Genomic DNA, 24,514 nt, shown 5'->3' with positions numbered 1-24,514 from the left:
CACCGCGGGCTTCCCACGATGCTCGCCAACCGGACGGAGGCACCGGCATGGAAGTGTCCACCCAGCAGTGGGAGTCGATCCGCGACGACGTCACCGCCGCCGGCGAGCGGTTCGCCGCCCTGGTCGAGAAGGCCCCGGCGGACGTGCGGGCGACCCGGGAGTGGTCGGTCGTCGACACCGCGGTCCACCTGGTCACGGTGACCGACCTCGACGCCGTCATCACCCGGGCCTACCCCGAGCCGGCGTTTCCGCACCCCGGCCTGTACGAGCAGTGGCAGCGCACCAACGTCGACGATCTCGCACTGCTCAACGTCGAGGTGATGCGCCTGTGCGAGGAGCGTGACCCGGGGGCGCTGGCGGCCCGCATCCGCGCGAACTGCGCGGCGATGCTCGACGCCACGCGCGACGTCGACCCGTCGGCGCCGCTGCCCTGGCTGGGCAGTTCGACGCTCACCATGGCGGGGCTCTTCGCCCACATCGTCAACGAGTTCAACATCCACGGCTGGGACATCGCCCGGGCCGCCGGTCTCCCGCACGAGATCCCGCCCGGCGAGGCGGCGGCGTTCTTCGAGGTGTTCTTCGTCGGGCTGGTCCGCGACGGGTACGGTCACCTGCTCGACACCCCGAAACCGCTGCCCGACGTGCGCGTGGCGGTCGCCTTCGAGTCGCGCCACGCGCGCCCGGTGACCCTGCTGCTCGACCGGAACGTGGTGAGCGTCGCCGATCCGGGCACCCGCCCGGACGTCCGGGTCAGCTACGACCCGGTGGTCCTCAACCTGATGCTCTTCGGCCGGGTCTCACCCGTGCGGGCGATGCTCTCCCGCAGCGTCCGGGTCGGCGGCCCCAGGCCGTGGCTGATGCTCGCGTTCATGCGCAAGGTCCGCTGCCCGAGCTGACGGGCGCGCGGGCCGCCGGTGACCCGGCGGCGTGGGGCGTCGACGCCGTGCCGAGCCCGACGACCCGCGACGGTCACCGGCCGCCCGCGACACCCGCCGACGGCACCGGGTCGGCGCCGCCACCACGCAGGACCCGGCGCGCGATCGCGGGCCGGAGCAGCCGGGTCGGCGGGTCCACGAGGTTGAGCACGCGCAGGAACGCCTCGCCCAGCACCGCGTCGGTCCGGGCCGCCGCGTGCAGCCGGTGCACGTACCAGTTGACCAGCCGGACCCGCGCCGAGCGTGGGCCCGGCACCTGCGGGAACCGCAGGTCCGTGCCGACCGCGATGGACCACGGCCCGTCGATCAGCTTGCCCGCGCCGCGGAAGAAGCGCCGGGCCAGCCGGTCCGGGCCGCCGGGCAGGAGCGAGCGGAGCAGCAGGCCCTCGGTGGCGGCGACCGTCATGCCCTGGCCGTACACCGGGTTGAAGCTGCACACGGCGTCGCCGACCACCAGGTAGCCGAGCGGGAAGCGGCGCAGCCGCTCGTAGCGTCGGCGCACGCTCGCCGGATAGCGCATCTGGGCGGGGCCGCCCACCGGGACGGCGTCGCGCACGAAGCGGCTGATCACCGGCATGCCCAGTGACTCGGCGAACCGGGTGAAACCCTCGTGGTCCGACGGCGGCTGCTCACCGAGCATCCCGCTGAGCGCCACCGCGAACCGGCCGTCCTCCTGCGCGGCGACGATGCCGGTGCGGGGGCGACCCGGCACGGCGTTGGTGAGCGCGCCGAGCAGTCCGTCGAGGTGCCGGGGTTCGCGCCGGTAGACGCGGGTGACGTAGGTGACGTCCACCGGGACCCGCTGCTCCGGCGGGGTCGGGTAGCCGAGTTCGGCCAGCCACACCGGGCTGCGGGAGGCCCGGCCGCAGGCGTCGACCACCAGGTCGGCGTGGATCGGGTACGCGGCCCCGACGCGCGGCGTCACGAGCACCCCGATGATCCGGCTGCGGTCCTCGGTGCTCAGCAGCGCGCTCGCCTCGGCGGGCGGGCAGAACCGGACGTTGCCCAGGTTCCGTACCCGGGCGCGCACCGTGCTCTCCAGCAACGGGCGGCTGACGCCCACGCCGACCAGGTCGGAGGCGGCACGCCGCATCGGGTGGCCGTCGTTGCACCAGTGCACCTGGTCGTGCAGGTCGACCAGGGGCGCGCCGGCGGCGGACAGCTCGTCGCTGAGCCCCTCGAAGAGTTCGTCGAGGGCCCGTCGGCCGCGCGCCAGCAGCACGTGCAGTTGGCGGGACTGCGGCACCCCGCGCCGGGCCGCCGCCTCCTCGGGCAGCGGGTCGCGGTCGACGATGGTGACGGTGTCGTACGCCTCGCTGAGCACCCGGGCGGCGATCAGGCCGGCCATGCTGCCGCCGAGCACCACGGCGTCGCCTGCGGAGACCATGACCGGAATGCTAGGCGGGGCCGGACGGGCGCCTCGCCTCTCGACGTGCGCACCTCGACGGCGTGCGCCCACGGGCAAGGCAGCACATCTGAAGATAGCTATCCGTAGGGTTCGGGTTACACAATGGAGCGATTCGTGTTCGTTGACATTGGGAGTCGCCGTGTCCAACCTCGTGGAGTCTTCGCCGGACACCAGAACCGGCCGCCCCTGGGGGCTCAACGGCCGCCACCACCGAGCCGCTCTGTCGATTTTCATGGTGATCGTCCTGGCGCACTGGGCCGAGCACCTCACCCAGGCGTACCAGATCTGGGTGCTGGGCTGGACGCCCGCGCAGGCGCGCGGCGTGCTCGGGATGCCGTTCCCGTGGCTCATCAAGTCCGAGTGGCTGCACTACGGGTACGCGATCGTGATGCTGGTCTTCCTGTTCCTGCTGCGCCCCGGGTTCGTCGGCCGCAGCCGGACCTGGTGGACGGTGGCGCTCGCCATCCAGTTCTGGCACCACATCGAGCACTTCCTGCTGCTGGTCCAGGCGCAGAGCGGGCACTTCCTGGCCGGTCGCACGGTGCCGACCAGCATCCTGCAACTGGTGCTGCCCCGCGTCGAGCTGCACCTGTTCTACAACACTGTGGTGTTCCTGCCGATGGTCGTCGCCATGTACTACCACCTGCGGCCGTCGCGGGCCGAGTCGCGGGACATGATCTGCAGCTGCCGTCCACTGCCGGCATGACGTCCGTGTCACCGACCCGTCGCCGGCTGCTCCTCGGCGCTGCCGGCGTCGGGCTGGCGCTGCTGGTGGTCTACCTCGTCTTCGGCCGGGCGGCGCCGGCCCGGCTGGAGGCCGTCGAGCCGGTCGACGGCGCGTCGGTCGCCGTCTCGCCCACCCAGGTGGCGCTACGGTTCGACGCCGCCCCGCACCCGCGCGTCATGCACCTCACGGTGCTCGGCCCCAGCGGGGACAAGGTCTCCACCGGCGATCCGATCCTCAACGGCAACCGGATCAGCGTCCCGGTCTCGGCCGGCCGCCCCGGCCCCTACCAGGTCGGCTACCACGTCGAACTCGACGACGGCACGCCCGTCGCCGGCATCGCCACCTTCTCTGTCGGCCAGGGGACCGGGACCCCCACGGGACCGGTCGAGGTCGCCGCCCCGGCGCACGAACACCACCTGGAGCGGGACACCAGCACCCTGGTGCTCGTGCTGATCGACCTGGTGCTGGTGGCCGGCCTGGTGTCGGTCCTGCTGCTTCGGCCACGGGTGCGCTGATCCGGCCGCCCGGCCCTCGGGTCGGGCGGTCTCGGGACAGCGGCCGGTCAGGTTCCCAGCCCGGCGATCACCTCGGCGACCGCCGGGGCGTGGGCCGGGTCGAGCAGATCCAGATGCGAACCGGGCACCCGGTGCACGCGCACGCCGCCCCCGCACCGTTCCGACCAGATCTCCAGGCTCTCCTCGTCCACGCGTGGCTCCTGCGGGCGGACCAGCTCCAGTGAGCCGGGGTAGGACGGCAGCCGGTAGACGCGTTCCGCCTCGGCGTTGATGGGATAGATCTCCACGAGGCGGCGCAGGCGGTCGGCGCCGAAGCCGGGCGGCAGGACACCCCGGGCGGTTCCCTCGTCGAGGATGCGCGTGCACATCGCCTCGGGGGAGAGCCCGGCCAGCTCGTCCGCCGGCAGGTCGAGGCCGAGATTGTGGTTGACCAGGGACCAGAGCAGCCGGGCGCGGGAGGCCGGTGGTTGCGCGCGGCGGGTCACGGCGGTGTCCAGCAGCACCACCGCGGCGGGTCGCTCGCCGTCGTCCGCCATCCGGCTCGCCATCTCGTACGCGACCAGCCCGCCGAACGAGTAGCCGACCAGGACGAGTTGCTCCGGGCGGTAGGCGCGGGCCAGTTCCGCGCGGTAGGCGGCGGCCATCTCGCCGATGGTGTGGTCCGGCTGCATCCGCGGGTCGAGGGCCCGCGCCTGCAACCCGACGCAGGTGTGGCCCGCCGGCAGCGCGTCGGCGAGGTGCCTGTACCACAACACGCTGCCGCCGAGCGGGTGCACACAGGCGACCACCGGGCCGCCGGGATCACCGGGTCGGATCGGCACGACGGGGGTGGGCGTGTCCGTGAACCCGTCGCGCAGCAGCCGGGCCATCGCGGTGACGCTGCTGGCCCGCGCCATGACGGGCAGCGGCAGCGACACCCCGGTGCGTCGCCGGATCTCCGACAGGGTGCGCACCGCCTGGAGTGAGGTGCCGCCGTGGGAGAAGTAGTCGTCGTCGACGCCGAGAGCGGGGTTGCGCAGGTGGTCGCGCCAGATGCGCAGCAGCACCAGTTCGATGGCGTCTCGTGGTCGGCCGTCCCGGACGGCCGTGGTCGTCGGTGTCATTCCGGTGTCCCCCCGTTGGCGGTCGACTGGCGCGGACCGGCGGTCCGCGGCGTTGCTGGGGTCGGGCCGCGCGACGTGGCCCGACGGGTCAGGAGGGGGCCGGCTCCGGGCGGGTGCGGCGGGCCCAGGCCACGACCGGGCCGCTGAGCGCGGCGCCGGCCAGCGGGATCAGGGCGAGGACCAGCCAGCCGGCGGCGCCCAGACCGCCGGTCAGGCCGGTCACCAGGGCCGGGCCCGCCACCGCCGGGACCGCCTGGCCGAGCCGGAACACCCCGGCGTAGCGGGCCTGCGCCCGCTCCGGGGCGAGACCGAACTGCATGGTCCACCGCGCCGTCTCGCCGCCGAGCTCGGCGAAGGTCAGCAGGACCGCGACCAGCACCAGCACCGCGATCGCGGGCGCCGCCGGCAGCCGGCCGGTCAGCGCGGCCACCGGGCAGGCGGCGGCGAGCAGCAGGAACGCGAACCGCTGGAGGCGGGCGGCGGACGGAATGGTGTCGCCGGCCCGCGACACCCGCACCTGGAGCAGCACGACCAGCACGGTGTTGATGCCGGTCAGCCACGCCGCGAGCGGGCGGGGCGCGTCGGTGGCGGAGACGATCCAGAGGGGCAGCCCGACCAGCAGGATCGTCTCACCGATCCGGGTGAGGCAGCTCACCTGCGCCACCAGTAGGTAGGGCAGGTCGGCGAGGGGTCGGACGCGCTCCCGGGCGCCGTCCGTCGGGGCGGGCCGCGGCCAGGCCGGCAGCAGCAGGTAGAGGCCGGCGACCGCGACCCAGCACGCGGCCACGGCCGCCAGCATGCCGAGGTACGCCGCCCGCGAGTCGACGGCGAGCACCAGGCCGGCGGCCAGCGTGCCGAGCGCGAAGCCGGCGTTGAACACGCTCCGCAGGTACGCCGAGACACGCACCCGGTCGCTTCCGGTGACCGCGGCGGCGATCATGCCGTCGCGGCTGACGTCCCAGGACTGCTCGGCGACGGCGACCAGCGCGACCAGCGGCACGAAGAGCCAGAACCGGTCGGCCGCCAACAGCAGGAGCACGAACAGCGCCTGGAGCAGCACGAACACGACGGACATCCGGCGGGCGCCGTAGCGGTCCGCCAGCCGGCCGGCCGGGACGCTCGCCGCGATGCCGGCGAGGGCGGCGGCGGAGAGCCCGGCTCCCACCTGGCCGACGGTCAGGTCACCGGCGCGGAGGAAGTAGACCGGCGCTCCGGCCAGGTAGAGCCCGGCGCCGACACTGCCGGCCAACTGGGCGACCGCGAGCCAGCGGGCGGGGCCGCTCACCGGGAGGAGGGCGCCGAGCGCGGCTCCCAGGCGCCCCCGCGGCGCCCCGCCGCCTCCGGCGCCGGACAGAGTGGACTGCGGTGACGCCATGTCGTTCCCCCGTTTGAGCTGCGTGTTCCGCGTGCGAGATGGCGAATCCCGGCTCATTGATCTTTCTGTGCCCGGGGACGGGACACCTGAACACGCGCATTGACGCGAGCGATTCTAACAGCACTCCGCGCCCGCGCCGCGGACGCTGACCCGCGTGGATTGCTCGGCGCTGCGGTCGCGTGCTACGGTCCGGTGCGGGCCTCTCAATGGGAGGCCCGCACTCGCGCAGGCGTCGTCAAAACGGGGGTTCTGACGTCTTGGAAAATGCATTTTCCCCTGCCCTCCTCGATTTGTCACGCGACGTTCTCGGCATTTCCGAGAATCGGTTTCCCGCTGATTCGAGGGAATCCTTCGCCGCCTTGGGCGGCACGTCGCTGCGGGCGATGCGGCTGGTCGCCCGGGCCGAGCGCGAGCTCGGCCTGCGGATCGACCTCGCCGACCTGTTGCGTCCCGAGCCGCTCGTCTCCGCGCTCGGCCGCAGCGGGCCGCTGGAGCGCGGTGGGCGGCGGGAGCGCCCGGCGGCGGACCGGCGTCCCCTGCTGCCCGCGCAGCACGCGATGCTGGTGCACGAGCAGCAGTGGCCGGGCGTCGGTTACCGCCTGTTGTTCAGCCTCCGCTGCCCGGGTCCCGCCCGCGCCCGCCACCTGCGCGACTGCCTGGACGCGTTGACCGCCCGCCACGAGACGCTGCGCACCGTGTTCGACGCCGACGCCGACGCCGACGCCGACGCCGACCAACCCGGGCGCCGCGTCCTGCGCCGGTGGCGCCCGGTGCTGCGGGAACAGGGGCACTACACCCCGGACGGTGACCCGGTCGCGGCTGCCCACGCCCACCTCGCCGAGCTGGCGCCCGGGCTGGACCCGTTCCGCCGGCCGCCCGCCGAGTGGCTGCTGACCGAGCTGCCCGGCGGCGGGAGCCACGTCGTCTCGCTGCTGGCCCACCACGCCCTGCTCGACGGTTGGGCGGTCGGGCTGCTCCTGCGGGAACTGGCCGCGGCCTACCTCGGCGGCACCCTGCCACCGGCCGAGCCGGGCGTCCCCCCTGACGTCCTGCTCGAACGCGCCCGCCCCGCCGACGAGCTGCGCCGGCACCGGGCCGGTCAGTTGGCCGGGGCGCCGCGGGTGGTGGAGTTGCCCGGCCGGCCCGGCGCCACCGGCCGGCCGGGCCGACCGGGCTCGCGGCTGACCTTCACGCTCGGGGCCGGGGCCACCGCCGCGTGCGACGACCTGGCGCGCGCCGCCGGCGTGACCCGGCCCGCGGTGCTGCTGGCCGCGTGGGCGCTGGTCACGGGCCGCCGGTGCGGGGTCGACGACCTGCTCGTCGGGGTGCCGGCCGCCGGCCGCCCGACCGCCGAGCTGGGCGAGGTGGTCGGCCTCGCGACCCGCGTCGTGCCGGTGCGCTGCCGGTGGGACGACGACGCGCCCGCGAGCGCGCTGGCCCCCGCCGTGGCCGACGCCCTCGCCGACGCGGTCGCCGCCGCCGAGCTGCCGTTCGAAACGCTCGTGTCCGAGCTGGGCGCGGCCGGGGCGATCGACCGCAACCCGCTGGTCCAGATCGGATTCGCCGCCCACGACGAGCTGATCCCCGCCGAGCTGCCGACCCCCGCCGGGACGGCGACCGTCCACGAGGGGCACGACGGGGGTTCGGTCTTCGACGCGATGCTCTACCTCCAGACCTGGGGGGAGCGGCCCCGGTTCGCGCTGGAGCACCGGCTGGCGGCGCTCTCCCCGGCCGGCGCGGCAGAGCTGGCCGAGGCGTTCGAGGCGACCCTGGTGGCGCTGGCGCAGGCCCGCGACCTGCCACTACGGACGGTCCGCGGAATGTCCGAGCGGCAGCGCGCCCGGCTCGACGAGTGGGGCCGCGGCCCGGACACCGGCCCGGCGACCGGGCTGTGGCAGGCGTTCGCGGAGCAGGTCCGCCGGCGACCGGGGGCGATCGCCGTGCGCGGCTCCGAGGGCAGCACCACGTACGCCGAGCTGTTCGACCTGGCCGAGCGGTTCTCCGCGGACCTCGCCGAGGCCGGGGTGACGGCCGGTTCGACGGTGGTGGTGGCGACCCCGCCCGGCACCGCCGAGGTGGTGGCCGTGCTGGCGACGCTGCGGCTGGGGGCGGCGTACACCGGCCTCGACGCCGACGCCCCGGACGAGCGGGTGGCGGCGCAGCTGGCCCGGTGCCGCCCCGCCGCCGTCGTGGGTGATCCGCGGGTCGCCCGGCTCGCCGGGGTCGGCCCGGCCCTCGACGGGCCGTCCCGGCCCGCCGGCGCCGCCGTCCCTCCCGTGGCCGCGCCGACCGATCCGCAGCGGGTCGCCTACCTGGCGTTCACCTCCGGGTCGACGGGCGAGCCCAAGGCCGCCCGGATCACCCACGCCGCGGTGCTGCGCCTCGTGCACGACCCCGACGTGTTCCGGTCCGAGCCCGGGGACGGCTTCCTGCGGCTCGCACCGCTGGCCTTCGACGCGTCCACGATGGAACTGTTCGTCCCGCTGCTCACCGGCGGCCGGGTCGAGATCTTCCCGGGCCCGGTGCCACACCCCGGTGAGCTGGCCCGTTTCCTCGCCGAGCGGGAGGTCACCGTCGCCTGGCTGACCGCCGGCCTGTTCCGGGTGCTCGCCGACTACGACCCGGCGGCCTTCGGCGGGCTCCGGCAACTGCTCGCCGGCGGCGACGTGGTGCCGGCCGGGCAGGTCGCGGCCGTGCTGCGGGCCTGTCCGGGGCTACGGGTCACCAACGGCTACGGCCCCACCGAGAACACCGTCTTCACCACCGTGCACCACGTCGACGACCCGTGCGAGCTGCCGGACGACGTCCCGATCGGGCGGCCCGTGGGCGGCACCGGCGTCCTGGTCCTCGACGACGACGGCGAGCTGCTGCCACCCGGCGCGGTGGGCGAGCTGTGCGCCGTCGGCGCCGGGCTGGCCCTGGACTACCTGGACGACCCGCAGCGGACCGCGGCGGCGTTCCGGCGGCTCGGCGACGGCACCCGCTGCTACCGGACCGGCGACCTCGTACGCTGGGACGAGCAGGGCCGACTACGCTTCCTGGGCCGCCGGGACCAGCAGGTCAAACTGGACGGCCACCGGGTCGAGCAGGACGAGGTGACCCACCGGCTGTCGGCGCACCCACGGGTGTCCGACGCGGCGGTCGTGGTGGCCGGCGACGCGGAGAACGGCCGCTTCCTGGTGGCGGCGCTGGTCGCCCCGCCGGAGGCCGGTCTCGTCGAGGAGGTGCGCGTGTCGGTGTCGCGGAGCCTGCCGGCGTACGCGGTGCCGAAACGCTGGGTGCTGCTCGACGCGCTTCCCCTCACCGGCAACGGAAAGGTCGACGCCCGGGCGATCCTGCGCCGGGTCGAGGAGCAGACGTCCACGGCGGCCCCGACGCCGCACCGCGCCCCGACACCGCCCGGCGCACCGGCGGAGGATCTCGAATCGCTGATCGCCGAGGTCTGGGCCACCGTGCTCGGCGACGACGACTTCGACTTCGACGAGCCGTTCTTCGAGGTGGGCGGCGACTCGTTGCAGTTGGCCAGGGTGCACCGGCTGCTGCGGGACAGACTGCCCGACCGGTCGATCGTCCTGCTGGACCTCTACCGCCACCCCACCGTGGACTCGCTCGCCGGCTGGCTGCGCGGCGCGGGACCGGCGACCACGGCGGCGACGCGGTGAGCGCCGGACGCGGACCGGTCGCCGTGGTGGGCGTCGCCGGCCGCTTTCCCGGCGTCGCCTCGCTGGACGAACTGTGGGACGCGTTGGTCGAGGGCCGGGAGCTGCTCACCCGGTTCACGCCGGAGCAGCTCGCCGCCGCCGGCGTCCCCGCATCGGAGCGCGACGACGAGGACTACGTGCCGGTGCGTGGCGTGCTCGACGGCATCGAGGACTTCGACGCCGCCTTCTTCGGCCTCCCACCCCGGGAGGCGATGATCACCGATCCCCAGCACCGGCTGCTGCTGGAGTGCGCGTGGGAGGCGCTGGAGTACGCGGGCCACCCGCCCGGCCGGGAACCGGGCCGCATCGGCGTCTTCGTCGGCACCGGCGTCAACACCTACCTGACGAACCATCTGCTCGGGCGACCGGACCTGCTCGCCGAACTGGGTGCGCTCCCGATGATCATCGGCAACGAGAAGGACCACGCCGCGACCCGGATCGCGTACCGTCTCGGCCTGCGCGGCGCGGCGATCGGCGTCCAGACGGCCTGCTCGACCTCGCTCGTCGCGGTGCACCTGGCCTGCGAGAGCCTGCACAGCGGGGACACCGACCTGGTCCTGGCCGGGGGCGCGACGGTCAGCACCCCGCAGCAGCGCGGCTACCGCTACGAGCCGAACGGCATCGGCGCGCCGGACGGGCACTGCCGGGCCTTCTCCCGCGACGCCGCCGGCACGGTGGCCGGCAACGGCGCCGGGATCGTCGTGCTGCGCCGCCTCGCCGACGCGCTGGCCGACGGCGATCCGATCCTGGGGCTGGTGCTCGGCTCCGCGGTCAACAACGACGGGGCCGCGAAGGTCGGCTACACCGCGCCCGCGGTCGCCGGTCAGGCCGAGGTGATCGGCATGGCCCTGGCCCGGGCCGGTCTCGACCCGGCGGACGTCGACGTGGTGGAGGCGCACGGCACGGGCACCGAGATGGGCGACGCCATCGAGGTCGCCGGCCTCGGCGCGGCGTTGGGGCCGGGCGGGCCGGCGGGCGGACGCCTGCTGGGGTCGGTGAAGCCGAACCTCGGCCACCTGGACGCCGCCGCCGGGATCACCGGGATGATCAAGATGCTGTTGGCCCTGCGCCACGGCGTCGTGCCGCCCACCGTGCACCACGACCGGCCCCACCCCGACATCCCGTTCGCCGACGCCGGCCTGCGCGTCAACCCGACGGCCGAGCCCTGGCCGGCGCGGGGCGGGCCGCGCCGGGGCTGCGTCAGCTCGTTCGGCATCGGCGGCACCAACGCCCACGTGGTCCTCCAGCAGGCGCCCCCGAACCCGGGCCCGTCCAGGTCCGCGCCGGACGCCGACCTCGTCGTGCTGAGCGGGCGTACCCCGCAGGCGGTGCGGACGGCGGCGCGGCGGCTCGCCGACCACCTGACGGCGGCGCCCGGGTGGGAACTCGCCGACGTCGCGCACACCAGCCGCGTCGGCCGTACCGCCTGGCCGGTCCGGCGGGCGATCGTCGCCACCGACCGCGCCGACCTGCTGCGGCAGCTCGACACCGATCCGGAGCCCGTGGTCGTGCCCCGCCGGGCGACGCTCACGTTCGCCTTCCCGGGGCAGGGCAGCCAGTTCCCCGGGATGGCCGCCGACCTCCACGCCCGGCTGCCCGGCGTCCGCGAGCGGCTCGACGCCGGGCTGGACGCGCTGCCCGCGGGCACCGCCGATCCGGTGCGCGCCGCGCTCCTGGACCCGTACGCCGCCGACCGGACGGCCCGTCCCTCGGTCGCCCAGCCCGCCCTGTTCCTGGTGGAGTACGCGCTCGGCGCCCAACTCCTCGACTGGGGCCTGCGACCGCAGCGGATGATCGGGCACAGCGTCGGCGAGTACGCCGCGTTCTGCCTGGCCGGTGGCCTGCGCCTGACCGACGCCCTGGCGCTGCTCACGGAACGCGGGCGGCTGGTGGAGCGCACCCCGCCCGGTCGGATGGCCGCCGTGCTGGCCGACCGGGACCGGGTGGCCGCGCTGCTGCCGCCGGATGTGCAGGTGGCCGCCGACAACGCGCCCGGCGTCACCGTCGTCTCCGGCTCGCCGGCCGGGGTGCGGGAGCTGACCGACAGGTGCGCCGCCGCCGGCCTCCGGGTGCGCCCGGTGCCCGCCGCGCACGGCTTCCACTCCAGCCTGCTCGACCCCGTCCTCGACGACTTCCGGGCGGTCGTCGGCGCGGTGCCGCACCACCCGGTCACCACCACCGTCCACTGCGGGCTGACCGGCCGGCCGGTGGTCGAGGGCGCGACCCGTCCGGCGGAGCACTGGGTGCGGCAGTTGCGCGAGCCGGTGCGGTTCCGGGAGGCCGCCGCCGAGCTGCTGACCACGCGCCACCCGGTCGTCCTCGAGGTCGGGCCGGGCCGGGCGCTGACGGCGCTGATCCGGGCGGCGGGCGGCGGACGGGTGCCGGTGGCGCCCACGATGCCGGCCGAGCCGGGCACCGCCGCGCTGCCGGTGCTGCTGCGGGCGCTCGGGACGGCCTGGACCGCCGGCGTCGAGCCGGACTGGGCCCCGTTCCGGCTCGACCCGGACGCCCGGCGGGTGCCGCTGCCGACGTACCCCTTCGAACGCGTCCGGCACTGGGTCGACCTCACCGAGCCGGCGGCGGGGGAGAAGACGGCGGCGGGCACCGCGGCTCCGGAGCCGACCGCCGAGCCGGACGAACCCGAGACGCCCGCCGCCACCGTGGAACGGGAGATCATCGCGGCGTGGCGGGACCTGCTCGGGGCGACCGACGTGGCACCCGACTCCGACTTCTTCGCGTTGGGTGGGGAGTCGCTGGTCGCCGTGCGGATGCTCAGCCGGCTGCGACAGCGGTGCGGCGTGCGCGTGCCGCTGCGCATCCTGGCGCAGGACCCTACCGTGCGCGGGCTGACCCGGGCGGCGCTCGACCGCCTGCCGGCCGGCGCGAACCAGTGACACCGGGAGAGACAGTGACCGCACCGGCGCCCACCCTGGAAGTCCTCGTGGACGGTCCGGGCGCACCGCTCGTCGTCATCGACTTCATCCGCATCTCCGCCGGGGCCGGGCTCGGTGAGCTGCTGGCCTCGGCGCCCCACGACCGGCCGGTGTACCGGGCCGACCCGGTCGAGACGCTCCTGGGCGAGCCCGGGTTCCGGGCCACCACCGACCTCGCCGAGGAGTACGCCGCGGCCGTGCGTCGGCTGCCCGTACGCCCGGCCCTGATCGTGGGATACTGCAGCGCCGCGCCGACGGCCGTCCGCGTCGCCGAGCGGACCGGCGTGCCGCTCGTCCTGGTCGAGCCCACCTGGCAGGGCCGGGGCGCCGTGGAGCACGACTTCCGCGCCTTCCGCGCCACCCTGCGGGAGGGCGAGCCGGCCGCGGTGCCGCTCGACGCCGACCCGGCCCGGGCCCTCGCGGTGATCACGCGCACGTTGGGCGACGACCTCGACGCGTTCGCCCGGGCGAACGACCTGCCGGACGACGAACGCCAGGACACCCGTGAACAACTCGTCGACAGGTACGTGGCCTGGCTGCACGTGCTGCTCTCGGCGTCCGCGGACCCGGTGCCGCCCCGGCCCGCCGACGTGGTGCTGGCCAGCCGGGACTACCCGGGCGAGCATCCCGGCGTCGAGACGCGCCGGCTCGACCTGACCGCCGACGAGATGCCGACCGCGCCCGCCACCCGGGCCGCCCTGACCGCGCTGGCCGAACCGACGGCAGTGGCCCGGTGACGGCGTTCCTGCCCGGACTGGTGCTGGCGCAGGCCGCCCGGACACCCGGGGCGTGTGCCGTCGTGGACGAGCGTGAGTCGCTGACGTACGAGGAACTCGTCCGGCAGGCCGGCGTGGTGGCCGGGCTGCTCACCGCGGCGGGGGTGGAACCGGACGCCGTGGTGGCGGTCCACGCCGAACGCTCGGCCCGCTTCCCGGTGCTGCTGCTCGGGGTGCTGCTCAGCGGCGCCGCGTACCTTCCTCTGGAACCGGGCGACCCCGCGCCCCGCCTCGCCGGCATGCTGGACGACGCCGGCGTGGTCCTCGTGCTGACCGAACCCGAGCTGAAGGCCGCGGCCGAGGCCGTCGCCGGCAGCCGCCCGGTGCTCGCGGTCTCGGCGACCGAGCTGCGCGCGGGCGTCCCGGCGCCGCCGGCGCCGCTCCGCTCGGACCTGGGGCTGGCCTACGTCCTGTTCACCTCCGGCTCCACCGGGCGCCCCAAGGCCGTCGCCGTGCCGCACCGCGGCATCGTCAACCGGCTGCGATGGATGCAGAGCGAGTACGCCCTGACCAGCGCCGACGCCGTCCTGCAGAAGACCCCCGCCACGTTCGACGTGTCGGTGTGGGAGCTGTTCTGGCCGCTCGCGCAGGGCGCCCGTCTGGTCATGGCCCGGCCCGGCGGGCAGCGCGACCCGGAATACCTGATGGCCGTCCTGCGGCGGGAGCGGATCACCGTCGTCCACTTCGTACCCTCCATGCTGGAGTCGGTGCTCGACGAGCCCGGCTGGGACGGGTGCGACGCGTTGCGGCTGGTCGTCTGTAGCGGTGAGGCCCTCCCGCCGGCCGCGGTGCGCCGGTTCCGGGCGCGGAGCCGGGCCCGCATCGACAACCTGTACGGGCCGACCGAGGCGTCGATCGACGTGACCTGGTGGCCGTGCCGCCCGGTGGAGGACGGCGCTTCGGTGCCGATCGGCCGGCCGATCGCGAACGTCGTGGTGCGGGTCCTCGACGCGGACGGGAACCTGGTGCCCGAGGGCGTGCCGGGGGAGCTGCACCTGGGCGGGGACCACGCCCTGGCCCGGGGATACCTCGGCCAGCCGGGTCTCACCGCGGAACGGTTCCCGGCGGACCCGTTCGGCGACGGCGCCCGGTTGTACCGGACCGGCGATCTCGTGCGCTGGCTGCCCGGCGGGATGCTGGAGTTCCTCGGCCGGCTCGACCACCAGATCAAGCTGCGCGGGCAGCGGATCGAGCCGGGCGAGATCGAGGAGACACTGCGTCGGCATCCGGCGGTGACCGGCGCCGTGGTCGTGCTGCGCCGGGACGAGGGACGCGCCGACCGTCTGGTCGGCTACGTGGTGGGGCCGCCGGACGGCCCCGGCGAGCGGGACCTGCGCAACCATCTCGCCGAGCGGCTGCCCGCGTCGATGGTGCCGGCCCGGGTGGTGCGCCTGGACGCCTTCCCGCTCACCGCGAACGGCAAGCTGGATCGACGGGCCCTGCCGGAACCACCACGGCGCCGGCGTCCGTCAGCGCACGAAACCGATGTGGGCGGTGGCCATCAGTGAGCCGGGCTCGCAGAACGGCACCTGCTCGACGACCCGGCCCTCGTCCAGGTCCACGACGAAGAGGGTCGAGGCGCCGGTCATGAAGACGTACCGGCCGCCGGGCTCGACCGCGAGGTAGAGCGGCGACTGGCTGTTCTTCGCGCAGACGAACGGCGGCTGGACGGGCTCGTGCGCGAACAGTTCCAGGTCGAACACCGTGGACATGTCGGCGGGGTCGAGGACGAACAGCCGGTTCGGGAAGCCGGTGACCGCGATCAGCTGTCGGCCGTCACGGTGGAACAGTTGCTGCGAGGTGATGCGCAGGAAGGTCGGCCCGGTGTGGGCCGCCTCCCGGACCGCCGCGCCGTCCTGGTACCGCCACCGCTCCAGCACGCCCGGCCCGTGCACGACGACGTTGTTCTGCCACTTCGAGATGTTGTTGCAGGAGACGTAGAAGACGTTCGGGTCGTCCAGGTCGACGTCGACGTGCGCGGAGCAGCTCGCGCCGGTGGTGTGCACCGAGGCGCGGGTCAGCTTCTCGTCCGCCACCACGAACCGACCGGTGGGGAACTCGTTGGCCGCGTACCGCGCGACGTCGAAGCTCCCGCCGTCGGTGCCCCGCACCCGGCCGTCGGGACCGGGGCGCACCGACAGGTCCATGTCGACGCCGACCATGAACCCGTTCGGCGAGGCATCCAGCTCGTGGATGGTGTCGCAGGCGAACTCGGGCAGGTCGCCCAGCCGGCTCGCCGCGCCGGTGCGCAGGTCGTAGCGCCAGGCGCTGCTACGCAACGGCTGCTCCGGGTCGTGGTAGCGGCGCAGGCGGTCCTCGGCGTCGGTCATCGCGAACCCGATCACGCCCGGCTCCACCTCGCACTTGGTGGAGCTCTGCATCGCGGCGAAGTCCAGCTCGGTCGCCGGCGGCCAGAGGCGCGCGTCGCCGTCGCGGCCGAGCCGGCGCAGGTAGGGCGCCTGCTTGAAGGAGACGACGACCTCGCCGTCCGCGGTCTGCACGAAGCTGTGCGGGTGCAGGAAGTACGAGAGGAGATCTTCGAGCCGACCCAGCCCGTACGGCACCGGACCGTCGCCGAGCCGGTCCCGCAGCACCGCCAGTTGGCGGGCGCGCAGGTCACCGATGTCGATCGTGGTCTCCCGCACCGTGCGGGCGCCCAGGTCGACGAAGAGGTACCGCTCGCGTGTGCCGTCCGTGGACAACCCACAGACCAGCAGCGTCAGATCGCCGTAACCCGCCGACAACGGCAGGCTCAGGTCAACAGCCACAACAGCGCCTCCCGGAGGATGGTGATGCAGTTGGTGGTGAGGACGGACTCGACGTGGAACTGGAAGCTGGTGAAGCCCTCGGAGCGCAGCGCCACGACCCGGCCGTCGGGCTCCACCGCGATGGTCACCCCCGCGGGGGCCTCGGCCGGGGCGTCGGCGAAGAACGTGTTGTAGAAGCCGACCGGCTCGGCCCGCCCGAACAGGTCGACGGTCTCCTGCACGCCCTGCAACGGCGGGTCCACCGGGTGCACGGTCATGCCGAGCAGCCGGCAGAGGATCTGGTGACCGAGGCAGACCGCGAGGAACGGCGTGCCGGCCGCCATCAGCTCGCCCACGATGCGGTGCAGTTGGGCGATCTTCGGGTCGTCGAGCTGGTTCGGGTCACCGGGGCCGGGCCCGACCAGCACCAGGTCGTAACCGGTCAGGCCGATGCCGGACTCCCGGTAGTCGCGCATGGTGACCTTGAGCCCGAGGTGCTCCAGGATGTGCTTGAGCATCTCGGTGAACTGGTCCTCGTTGTCGACGATCAGCACCGACCGGCCGATGAGTTCCGGCGCGGCGTACCGGTCGTCGAACTGCCTGTTGATCCAGAAGCGCGACAGGTAGCGGTTGCGGCTGTTGAGCACCTCCATGACCTTGTCGTCCACGAACCGATCGAGGAAGGGGCCGGGCGGCTCCGCAGTGGTGATCGCCTTCAGCAGCCCCTCGGCCTTGGTGCGGACCTCACGGCACTCCTTCGCGGGGACGGAGTCGCGCACCACGCTGGCGCCGCTGCGGATCACGGCGTGGCCGTCGGTGTCCACCGCCATCGTCCGGATCGTGATGGCGCTGTCCAGCCACTCCTGGCCGTCGTCCTCGAGACCACGGATCATCAGGGCCGACGAGTAGTAGCCGCGGGACTCGGACTCGTGGCGGTGGATGACCCGGGCGGCGTTCTCCAGCGGGCTGCCGACCATGGTCGCCGCGAACATCGACTCGCGGAACGCGTCGAGCGGACTCATGGTGGCGCTGCCCTCGAGCACGTACTCGGTGTGGACGAGCGCGCTCATCTCCTTCAGGTAGGGCCCGTGCACGACGCCGCCCTCGCCGCAGATCCGCGACATCATCTTGAGCTCCTCGTCGACGACCTGGAAGAGCTCGTTCACCTCCTTGCGGTCGGAGAGGAACTCGATGAGGTCGGCCCGCTTCTGCAGCGCCGCCCGCGGCAGCGTGCCGCAGATCGGGTTCATCGTGACCGTGCCACGACGGTAGGTCAGGTGCCGCTCGGGCGAGGACCCGATGAAGTAGCGCTCCCCGTCGAAGAAGCAGAACGTCAGGTACGCCCCGATCTCGTTGCGGGCGAGCCGGGCGAAGATCGTGTGCGCGACGTCGGGCCCGAAGTCGCCGATGGTCACGTCGCAGCGCCGCGAGATGAGGAAGTTGGAGCCCTCGCCGCGCTGGATCTCCTCCTTGATCACCCGGTCGATCCGGGCGGCGAACTCCTCGTCACCGGGGGTGTGCACGGGATCGGAGACCACCCGGACGTCGGCGTGCGCGTCGGCGAACGACTCCAGCTCGACCTCACGGAACTCGCTGGGCACCAGGGAGATGAGCGGCTCGTTGTCGTCGTGGCAGACGTAGCCGCGCTCGCGCAGTTGCGCGTAGGGCACCATGGTCAACACCGGGTGCGTGGCCGGGCGGGGCACCTCGGCGAGTGACCAGGAGCGCACGGCCTCGCCGCGGGCGTAGGTGACCTTGCCCTCGGAATGAATGAGGCAATAAGGGCCGACAAAGTCAGGACTCACCGGAAGCCACCTTGCTGATCAGAAAGTGGTGTAACACCAGGTAATCGATTTCCGTATCGAGGAAGCAGCTTAGCGCATCGGCCGGTGACCCGACGATTGGCTGCCCCGCGACGTTGAAGGAAGTGTTGATCAGACACGGCACGCCGGTGACCTGCTCGAAGGCGTGCAGCAGGCCCGCCAGCAGCGGATTGTCCGCCTCGTCGACGGTCTGGGCGCGCGCCGTGCCGTCCACGTGCACGGCGCCCGGAACGAGCGTCCGGTATTCCGGCCGGACCGGGAAGACGAATGTCATGTAGGGGGAGGCCCGCTTCTTGCCCAATTCCAGGACGCGCGGCGCCGAGGCCGCGGGCAGCACCGGCGCGAACGGTCGGAACGGCTCCCGCCGCTTCACACGGATGTTGATGACGTCCTGAATATCGGGAAACGCGGGGTTGGCCAGGATGCTGCGATTGCCGAGGGCGCGCGGGCCGTACTCCACGGCGCCCTGGAACCAGCCGATCACCACCGGGTCGACGAGCAGCTTGGCCACCTCGGTGAACAGCTCGCCCTCGGCCAGCTCACGCCACTCGACCCGGTCGCCCACCGCGGCGAGGGCCGCGCGGACGTCGTCGTCGGTGTACCTCGGCCCCAGGTAGGGAACGGGTGACGGGCGCACCGGACGACCCAGCTCCCGCGACGCGTACACCGCCGCGCCGATCGTCACGCCGGGGTCGCTGGCGCCGAAGCTGACCGAGGCGTCCTCGAACCGGGAGCCCTCCAGCAGCTTGGTGTTGTTCACGCAGTTCAGCGCCAGGCCGCCCTCGATGATCAGATGCCGCGCGGAGGTCCGTCGTTCGAGCGCCGCTACCTGGTGCCGGGTGACCACCTCGACCGTGTCCTGGACCGCGCGGGCCACCCGGCACCGGAAGTCCCAGTCGGTGCGGTCGCCCGCACACGCGAAGATCTGATCGAAGAAGGGGTAGTACGCCTGGGTGTCCAGCAGCGGGTTGCCGACCCGCAGCCGGTAGCCGCCGGTGTCCTCCAGCGTGACCACCTCGCGCAGCAGCGGATTGTCCGCGCCGAGCGGCGGATGGAAGCCGCTGAGCCCCATGACCTTGTACTCGTCGTTGTTCGGCACGAAGCCGAGATAGCGGGTGACCTTGCTGTAGAGCAGCGCCAGACTGTTGGCGATGTCGACGGTGGCGTCCGCCAGGATCGTCACCTCGCCGTCCCGGATCTCTCCCATGATCGACGAGTAGCGCTCCGCGCGCCCGTCGCTGACCACGAACGCGGCGTCCCGCCAGCCGGCGGTGTGGTAGCCGCACGACAGGTGGGCGAGGTGGTGCGGGACGAGCCGGAGCCGGTCGGGCGGGATGGTGAAGCCGGTCCGCGCGGCGAAGTCCGCCCTGATCGCCTCCGGCGTCAGCAGCGTCGTGCGCAACTCCTCCAGCCGGGCCAGGCGGTCGGCCCGCTCCTGCTCGGCGGCGGCCGACCGGAGGATCGCGGCCCGCTCGGTCGCCCAGACCTCCGCGGTGAAACTCCACGGGAAGGCGAAGCGGTCCACGTCGGCCAGCTCGACGCCGGCCTCCCGCAGCGCCCAGCGCAGCGCGTTGACCGGCAGGTCCGAGGTCTTCTTGACCCGGCTGAGCCGCTCCTCCTCCACGGCCGCGACCAGCTCGCCGTCGACCACCACGGCGACGGCCGCGTCGTGCCCCAGCACCCGGTACCGGTCCAGGCCCGAGCGCCGGTACAGGCGGCCGAACAGCTCCGCGGACCGTGTGAAACCGTTGAACCCGACGACGATCATGCCAACTCACCCCGCTATCGCAGATACCGCAGCTTGAGTTCCAACTCCGCCAGCTCCTGCGCGACCTCCGAGCCGGCCACCACGCCGCCGCCGCAGCGCAGCAGGACGTCCGGCCCGTCCTGCTCGGCGCAGGTGACGATCGTGTTGGAGGTCAACGCGTCGCCGGTCGCGTCGTAGAGCCCCACCGCGCCGGCGAAGAACCCGCGCGGCTCGCCCTCGATCTCGGCCAGCACCTCCTGGGCGCGCAGCTTGGGCGCGCCGACCACGACCCCGCGCGGAAAACTGGCCAGCAGGACCCGGCCGAGGCCGCACGCCGGGTCGTAGCGGCCGGAGACGTCGCTGGCCAGATACGTGGTGGGTCCGATCACCAGCGGTTCGCACAACCGGTCGACCACCACCGTGCCGGGCTCGCAGTACGAGCCGAGGTCGTTGCGTTCGAGGTCGACGAGCATGATGTGCTCGGCGAAGTACTTCGGGTCGCCGCGCAGCAGCGCGCCCCGATCCTGTCGCTCCCGGTCGGTCCGCGCCGCCGGCTGGGTGCCGGCGAAGACCCGGCTGCTCACCCGGCCGTCGCGGGCCAGCACGTGCGGCAGGGAGCAGTTGCCGAACACCGTGGTCCCGGCCAGGTCGAACCAGTAGGAGTAGTCGGCCGTCGCGTACCGGGCGGCGACGTCGGCGTAGTAGCGCGGCAGCGAGGTGCGGGGGCGTACCCGGACCGGCACCGAGAGCACGACCTGGTAGACGTCGCCGGCCAGCAGGTGCTCGCGGGCCCGGGCGAGCTGCCCCGCGTACCGGACCGGGTCGATGTCGGCGACGACCTCGGTCAGCGGCGCGGTGAGCGGCGGCGCGGTCCGGGCGGTGGTCCGGGCGCAGGCCGCCACCACGTCCGCCCGGTCCTCCGCGGCGCAGCTCAGGGTGCCGGTGGCCGGGTCGTGGACCACCGCGCGCCGTAGCGGGCCGGCGAAGCCGAGCAGCCGCCCGGGGGCCGTGGCCGGTGCCGGACCGCCCGGGATGCCGGCCTCGGCCCGCAGCCGCAGCGACAGGTCGTAGGAGAACGCGAACGCGACGTCGGGGCCCGGGCCGTGCCGCGCCTCGGTCAGCAGCTGGTCGAGCAGGGCGGCGACGTCGCCGTCGAATCGTTCGCCGTCCCGCTCGATCCCGTCGGCCGTGACCCGCCACACGTCCGACAGCGACGCGAACAGGGTGCGCCGCTCCCGTCCGGGCAGGCGGTAGCAGAACAGCGATCCGAACCGCTCCGTCAGCGGCTCGACGAGATCGTGCGGGTCGCCGTCGAAGGAGACGCGGGCGGTCGTGGCGGTGGACGTGGGCGCCGACATCGGCGTCCTAGAGCGTGAAGTTGAAGGCGTTGCTGCCGGCGCCGGTGAGCTGCCCGACGCCGCGCCGGACCGCGTCGCTGACGCCGCTGGAGTAGAACAACCGGGTGTAGCGGTCGCTGAGGTCGGCATAGTCCTCCGTGTACGCGATCCGCCCGTCCTCCACCGTGACGATGCCGAGCGCGGCGAGCGCGTCGAAGACCGGCCGGAACTGCCGGAGCGGCTCGGAGCCCGCCGGATAGAACGAGTTGAACCGGGCGACGTCCAGCTCGCGGTGCTTCATCGCCAGCACCAGGTGCCGGCGCAGTGACTCGTCCTCCGAGAGCGGGAATGCCTTCTCCACCGCCGACCCGCCCGCCTGGATCCGGCGCATGTACTCGCGGAAGGTGAACGCGTTGCCGTACGTGTAGCCGTGCGAGTGGCTGTAGGAGCTGGCGCCGAGCCCGAGGACGTAGCCGTTGTTGCCCCAGTGGTTGTCCTGGTAGTGGAAGATCCAGTTGTCGCGCGGGAAGAGGTTGCGGGAGTACTGCCAGTAGCCGTTCGCCGTCATCCGGCGCTTGGCGTACCGGAACAGGGCGAGACTGCGCCGGAAGAGCTTGGCGTGGTCCTCCTCGCGCAGCGTGGTGTCGTTGATCGCGCCCTTGCGCACGGAGAGCGTGAAGAGGGTGATCTGGGTGGGCATCGGCTCCAGCGCGGTGACCGCGTCCATGGTCCGCTGCATGTTGTCGAACGCCTCGCGCTCGATGCCGGCGATGAGGTCGATGTTGACGTTGGGCACCCCGCTGTCGGCCATGTGGTAATAGGTGCGCACCACACTGGACGGGGTGTCGGCGCGGCGGGACTTGCGCAGGATCTCCGGGTCGAGCGACTGCACCCCCATGGAGAGACGGTTCGTCCCGTTGGCCGCCATGGTCGCGATGCGGTCCTCGGTGGCCGAGTCCGGCGAGCACTCGTAGGTGATCTCCCGGCACTCGGACAGGTCGAAGCGTCGGATGACGCGCTCGAAGAGGAAGTCGATCTGCTCGGGGTTGAGCCGGCTGGGCGTGCCGCCCCCGATGAACACCGTCTCGATCTTCTTGGTCCGCATCATCGGCAGGTACTGGAGGGCCTCCTTCTCGAGGCAGTGCAGGTAGTCCCAGATGACCTGGGTGTCGTTCTGCACGACCGCCACGCTGTAGTAGCAGAAGCTGCACTTCTGGCGGCAGAACGGAATGTGGATGTAGAGGTTGTGCGAGAACGTGTCGCTGCCGGCCCAGAGCGTGTCCGGGTCCGAGGCGGTGGCGTCCCGCGGCTCCCAGAGGGAGATCGGCGGATAGGTGAACACCAGCCCCGGGATGTGCTCGGCGGCCTCGATGAGTTGGTCGACGACCTCCGACCGGCCGGCGTCTGTCAGATCGAAGATGAATTCCTCAGCCACGGTCGCTCCTCGAACCTGTCACGGACAGGAAGTTCTCGATGATCAGTTGCCCGGCCGGCGTGCCGATCGACTCCGGATGGAACTGGACGCCGTACACCGGCTGCCTGGCGTGCTCGACGGCCATCACGCACTCGTCGTCGTCGGCGCTGGCGACGAGCCTCAGGTCGTCCGGCAGGGTGGCCGGGGCGATCGCCAGGCTGTGGTAGCGCATGGCGGGGAAGCCACTGGGCACCCCGGCGAAGAGCCGGCTGGTTCGGCGCAGCCGGATCGTTGACACGTGGCCGTGCCGCACGGTCGCGAGTCGCGTGGTACGCGCCCCGAAGAACCGGCCGATGGCCTGGTGCCCGAGACAGACGCCCAGCACCGGGATCCGACCGGTGTAGTGGGCGAGGGCGGCGAGACAGACGCCGTAGGAACCGGGATTGTCGACGGAGCCCGGACCGGGCGACAGCACCAGATGGGTGGGGCGCCGCGCGGCGATCTCGGTGAGTTCCGCGGTGTTGCGCAGGACCGTCGGTCGCGCGCCGGCGACCGCCAGGTACTGCACCAGGTTGTAGGTGAACGAGTCGAAGTTGTCCAGCACGACGACGCGGCGGCTCATGCCGGTTCCCGCCGTACCGCCCGGCCCTCGATCTCGAAGCGCAGTTCCGGGCGGCAGACGTCCACGGTGTTCGACAGGTGCGGCAGGGTGAGGCCGGCGTCCGAGCAGTGTGCCTCGAAGGCGCTCCGCGCCTCCGCGTCCTTGCAGTAGACGTAGCAGCTCACCAGGTCCGCGGGGGACAGGTCGGCGCCGGCCAGCAGGTCGGTGAAGCTGGCCATCGCGTAGTCCACCGCGGCCCGCACGTCGTGCTGCGGCAGGGAGACGCCCTGCTTGTCGATGCTGGAGATCCCGGAGACGTGCACCACCTGGCAACCGTTGCGACGCGACCGGTTGGCGCGCACGAAGCGGGGACCGTAGTCGTAGGGCGCGCACTGGAGGTCGGTGCCGAACGGCGTCGCCGCCGCCACGCCGTCGCGTGCGACCGCCTCGGCCATCACGGCCACCGCCTGCCCGGGGGGCAGCCCGGCGCCGATGCCGGTGCTCGCCGGGTAGGTGGTGAGTTTCCACCTGTCGAACGTGGCGTCCCGGGCCTTGTTCAGTTCGCCGTAGGTCTCCTCGATGTCGGCGAGGAAATACCAGGTCCGGTCGATGTGGTCGGGCGCCATGCCGGCCCGCGACAGCGCCTCCTCCAGCCCGCGCAGCGCCGCCAGCGCCTGCTCGAAGGTGGACCCGTCGCGACCGGGCGCGGCGACGTGCACCAGTCGTCGGACCTCGGCCCCGTCCTCGTGGGTGCGGACCAGGCGGGTGCCGGCGTCGAGCGCGACCACCTCCACCTCCGCGCCGGGCAGCGGAACGATCGCGGTGACCTCGATGCCGGGCCGGCCGGTGGCCGGGTACTGGGGGCCGGCGGTCAGGGCCCGCAGCGACCGTTCGCCCTCGGGCGCCAGCTCGGCGGCGCCGAAGACCACGACGCGCAGGCACTCGGCGCCCGGCTCCCTCGTGATGTGTGCGACGGCGGCGTCGACCTCGGCCTGCGTGATGACATCCCGGGCCGCCGGCTGGTAGGCCTGGACCTCGTCGTACCGAATTCCGCGGACACGTCGAATGACGATGACGCCCTCCCCGTGGTGACTGTCGCGTTCGGCGGCAGGGCTGGCCGCCAGAACGAGTAATCTGGCTCTGCGAAACCGTGGGGAACGTCGTCGTGTCCCACTCCGGTCAACGCCGCGACGGCTCGCCCATCCTGACACGCGACGGCAGCGGCGTCCACCCGGCAGTCGGGCAGCAGTTAGTCGTTGATCTATGCGATCGCGGTTTCGCCAGTTCAGCACGCTCGAAGTCGAGGCTCGGGCAGGTCCGTCAGCGTGATCGGCAAACCCCAACCGGTGAGCCGAAAAGCCGCAAGAGCGGA

17 protein-coding genes are annotated in these 24,514 nt (G+C 73.4%); 7 read left to right on the top strand and 10 right to left on the bottom strand.

All coding sequences use genetic code 11. From position 1 onward, the window contains the following. Positions 1-47 precede the first annotated feature (47 nt). Positions 48-896 carry a maleylpyruvate isomerase N-terminal domain-containing protein gene (locus ACIA6B_RS14350; protein ID WP_396773448.1) on the top strand — a complete coding sequence of 283 codons (849 nt, stop codon included), beginning with the start codon at positions 48-50 and terminating at the stop codon, positions 894-896. A 73-nt stretch (positions 897-969) separates the two neighbouring features. On the opposite strand, the gene ACIA6B_RS14345 is transcribed toward ACIA6B_RS14350, so the two are convergent. Further along, complete coding sequence (locus ACIA6B_RS14345; protein ID WP_396773446.1) at positions 970-2,322, bottom strand: FAD-dependent oxidoreductase; 1,353 nt, start codon at positions 2,320-2,322, stop codon at positions 970-972. Positions 2,323-2,575: 253 nt separating this feature from the next. On the opposite strand from ACIA6B_RS14345, the gene ACIA6B_RS14340 reads away from it, so the two are divergent. After that, entirely contained in the window at positions 2,576-3,049 is a 474-nt protein-coding gene (locus tag ACIA6B_RS14340) for a hypothetical protein (protein WP_396773445.1), read from the top strand. Further along, positions 3,046-3,585, top strand: coding sequence for a copper resistance protein CopC (locus tag ACIA6B_RS14335; RefSeq protein ID WP_396773443.1), 540 nt, complete (start codon positions 3,046-3,048; stop codon positions 3,583-3,585). Before ACIA6B_RS14340 ends, ACIA6B_RS14335 begins: the two co-directional genes overlap by 4 nt. Before the next feature lie 47 nt (positions 3,586-3,632). Here the strand turns inward: ACIA6B_RS14335 and ACIA6B_RS14330 are convergent, their stop codons facing one another. Both ACIA6B_RS14330 and ACIA6B_RS14325 read right to left on the bottom strand, forming a co-directional pair. After that, positions 3,633-4,688: an alpha/beta fold hydrolase gene (locus ACIA6B_RS14330; RefSeq protein ID WP_396773441.1), complete on the bottom strand. Its 1,056-nt coding sequence runs from the start codon at positions 4,686-4,688 to the stop codon at positions 3,633-3,635. A gap of 88 nt (positions 4,689-4,776) precedes the next feature. Next, complete coding sequence (locus ACIA6B_RS14325; protein WP_396773439.1) at positions 4,777-5,973, bottom strand: MFS transporter; 1,197 nt, start codon at positions 5,971-5,973, stop codon at positions 4,777-4,779. Positions 5,974-6,269: 296 nt separating this feature from the next. On the opposite strand from ACIA6B_RS14325, the gene ACIA6B_RS14320 reads away from it, so the two are divergent. From ACIA6B_RS14320 to ACIA6B_RS14305, 4 genes are read left to right on the top strand one after another with little or no spacing between them, the layout of a single operon-like run. Then, positions 6,270-9,725, top strand: a complete 3,456-nt coding sequence (locus ACIA6B_RS14320; RefSeq protein WP_396773437.1) for an amino acid adenylation domain-containing protein — start codon at positions 6,270-6,272, stop codon at positions 9,723-9,725. After that, positions 9,722-12,658, top strand: coding sequence for a type I polyketide synthase (locus tag ACIA6B_RS14315; protein ID WP_396773435.1), 2,937 nt, complete (start codon positions 9,722-9,724; stop codon positions 12,656-12,658). Before ACIA6B_RS14320 ends, ACIA6B_RS14315 begins: the two co-directional genes overlap by 4 nt. Before the next feature lie 14 nt (positions 12,659-12,672). Beyond that, the gene (locus ACIA6B_RS14310) at positions 12,673-13,434 is read left to right on the top strand and encodes a hypothetical protein (RefSeq protein ID WP_396773433.1); all 762 of its coding nucleotides are present in this window, start codon (positions 12,673-12,675) and stop codon (positions 13,432-13,434) included. Continuing rightward, complete coding sequence (locus ACIA6B_RS14305; protein ID WP_396773432.1) at positions 13,431-14,981, top strand: amino acid adenylation domain-containing protein; 1,551 nt, start codon at positions 13,431-13,433, stop codon at positions 14,979-14,981. The genes ACIA6B_RS14310 and ACIA6B_RS14305 overlap by 4 nt, the downstream gene beginning before the upstream one ends. On the opposite strand, the gene ACIA6B_RS14300 is transcribed toward ACIA6B_RS14305, so the two are convergent. From ACIA6B_RS14300 to ACIA6B_RS14270, 7 genes are read right to left on the bottom strand one after another with little or no spacing between them, the layout of a single operon-like run. Continuing rightward, positions 14,943-16,241: a hypothetical protein gene (locus ACIA6B_RS14300; protein WP_396773430.1), complete on the bottom strand. Its 1,299-nt coding sequence runs from the start codon at positions 16,239-16,241 to the stop codon at positions 14,943-14,945. The genes ACIA6B_RS14305 and ACIA6B_RS14300 overlap by 39 nt on opposite strands. Next, entirely contained in the window at positions 16,226-18,025 is a 1,800-nt protein-coding gene (locus tag ACIA6B_RS14295) for an anthranilate synthase family protein (protein WP_396773429.1), read from the bottom strand. The genes ACIA6B_RS14300 and ACIA6B_RS14295 overlap by 16 nt, the downstream gene beginning before the upstream one ends. Further along, complete coding sequence (locus tag ACIA6B_RS14290; RefSeq protein ID WP_396773427.1) at positions 18,015-19,811, bottom strand: carbamoyltransferase; 1,797 nt, start codon at positions 19,809-19,811, stop codon at positions 18,015-18,017. Before ACIA6B_RS14290 ends, ACIA6B_RS14295 begins: the two co-directional genes overlap by 11 nt. A 14-nt stretch (positions 19,812-19,825) precedes the next feature. Beyond that, positions 19,826-21,148 (bottom strand): chorismate-binding protein, encoded by a 1,323-nt coding sequence (locus ACIA6B_RS14285; RefSeq protein ID WP_396773426.1) that lies wholly within the window; start codon positions 21,146-21,148, stop codon positions 19,826-19,828. Positions 21,149-21,155: 7 nt separating this feature from the next. Next, complete coding sequence (locus ACIA6B_RS14280; RefSeq protein ID WP_396773424.1) at positions 21,156-22,562, bottom strand: coproporphyrinogen-III oxidase family protein; 1,407 nt, start codon at positions 22,560-22,562, stop codon at positions 21,156-21,158. Then, on the bottom strand, positions 22,555-23,163 hold the full coding sequence (locus tag ACIA6B_RS14275; RefSeq protein WP_396773422.1) for an anthranilate synthase component II: 609 nt from the start codon (positions 23,161-23,163) through the stop codon (positions 22,555-22,557). The genes ACIA6B_RS14280 and ACIA6B_RS14275 overlap by 8 nt, the downstream gene beginning before the upstream one ends. Beyond that, positions 23,160-24,071, bottom strand: a complete 912-nt coding sequence (locus ACIA6B_RS14270) for a hypothetical protein (protein ID WP_396773420.1) — start codon at positions 24,069-24,071, stop codon at positions 23,160-23,162. Before ACIA6B_RS14270 ends, ACIA6B_RS14275 begins: the two co-directional genes overlap by 4 nt. Positions 24,072-24,514 lie beyond the last annotated feature (443 nt).

Origin of the sequence: Micromonospora sp. NPDC051141 (genome assembly GCF_044455765.1) — a bacterium.
In the GTDB taxonomy this organism is placed as follows: domain Bacteria; phylum Actinomycetota; class Actinomycetes; order Mycobacteriales; family Micromonosporaceae; genus Micromonospora.
Note: the sequence above shows the minus strand (reverse complement) of the source record. Positions and strands in the feature narration are given on the sequence as shown.

Bases quoted from the DNA above. Each gene is read 5' to 3' on its own strand.
- ACIA6B_RS14290 (WP_396773427.1), bottom strand. From the start codon at position 19,811: ATGATCGTCGTCGGGTTCAACGGTTTCACACGGTCCGCGGAGCTGTTC.
- ACIA6B_RS14335 (WP_396773443.1), top strand. From the start codon at position 3,046: ATGACGTCCGTGTCACCGACCCGTCGCCGGCTGCTCCTCGGCGCTGCC.
- ACIA6B_RS14350 (WP_396773448.1), top strand. From the start codon at position 48: ATGGAAGTGTCCACCCAGCAGTGGGAGTCGATCCGCGACGACGTCACC.
- ACIA6B_RS14345 (WP_396773446.1), bottom strand. From the start codon at position 2,322: ATGGTCTCCGCAGGCGACGCCGTGGTGCTCGGCGGCAGCATGGCCGGC.
- ACIA6B_RS14340 (WP_396773445.1), top strand. From the start codon at position 2,576: ATGGTGATCGTCCTGGCGCACTGGGCCGAGCACCTCACCCAGGCGTAC.
- ACIA6B_RS14330 (WP_396773441.1), bottom strand. From the start codon at position 4,688: ATGACACCGACGACCACGGCCGTCCGGGACGGCCGACCACGAGACGCC.
- ACIA6B_RS14285 (WP_396773426.1), bottom strand. From the start codon at position 21,148: ATGTCGGCGCCCACGTCCACCGCCACGACCGCCCGCGTCTCCTTCGAC.
- ACIA6B_RS14275 (WP_396773422.1), bottom strand. From the start codon at position 23,163: ATGAGCCGCCGCGTCGTCGTGCTGGACAACTTCGACTCGTTCACCTAC.
- ACIA6B_RS14320 (WP_396773437.1), top strand. From the start codon at position 6,270: ATGGGAGGCCCGCACTCGCGCAGGCGTCGTCAAAACGGGGGTTCTGAC.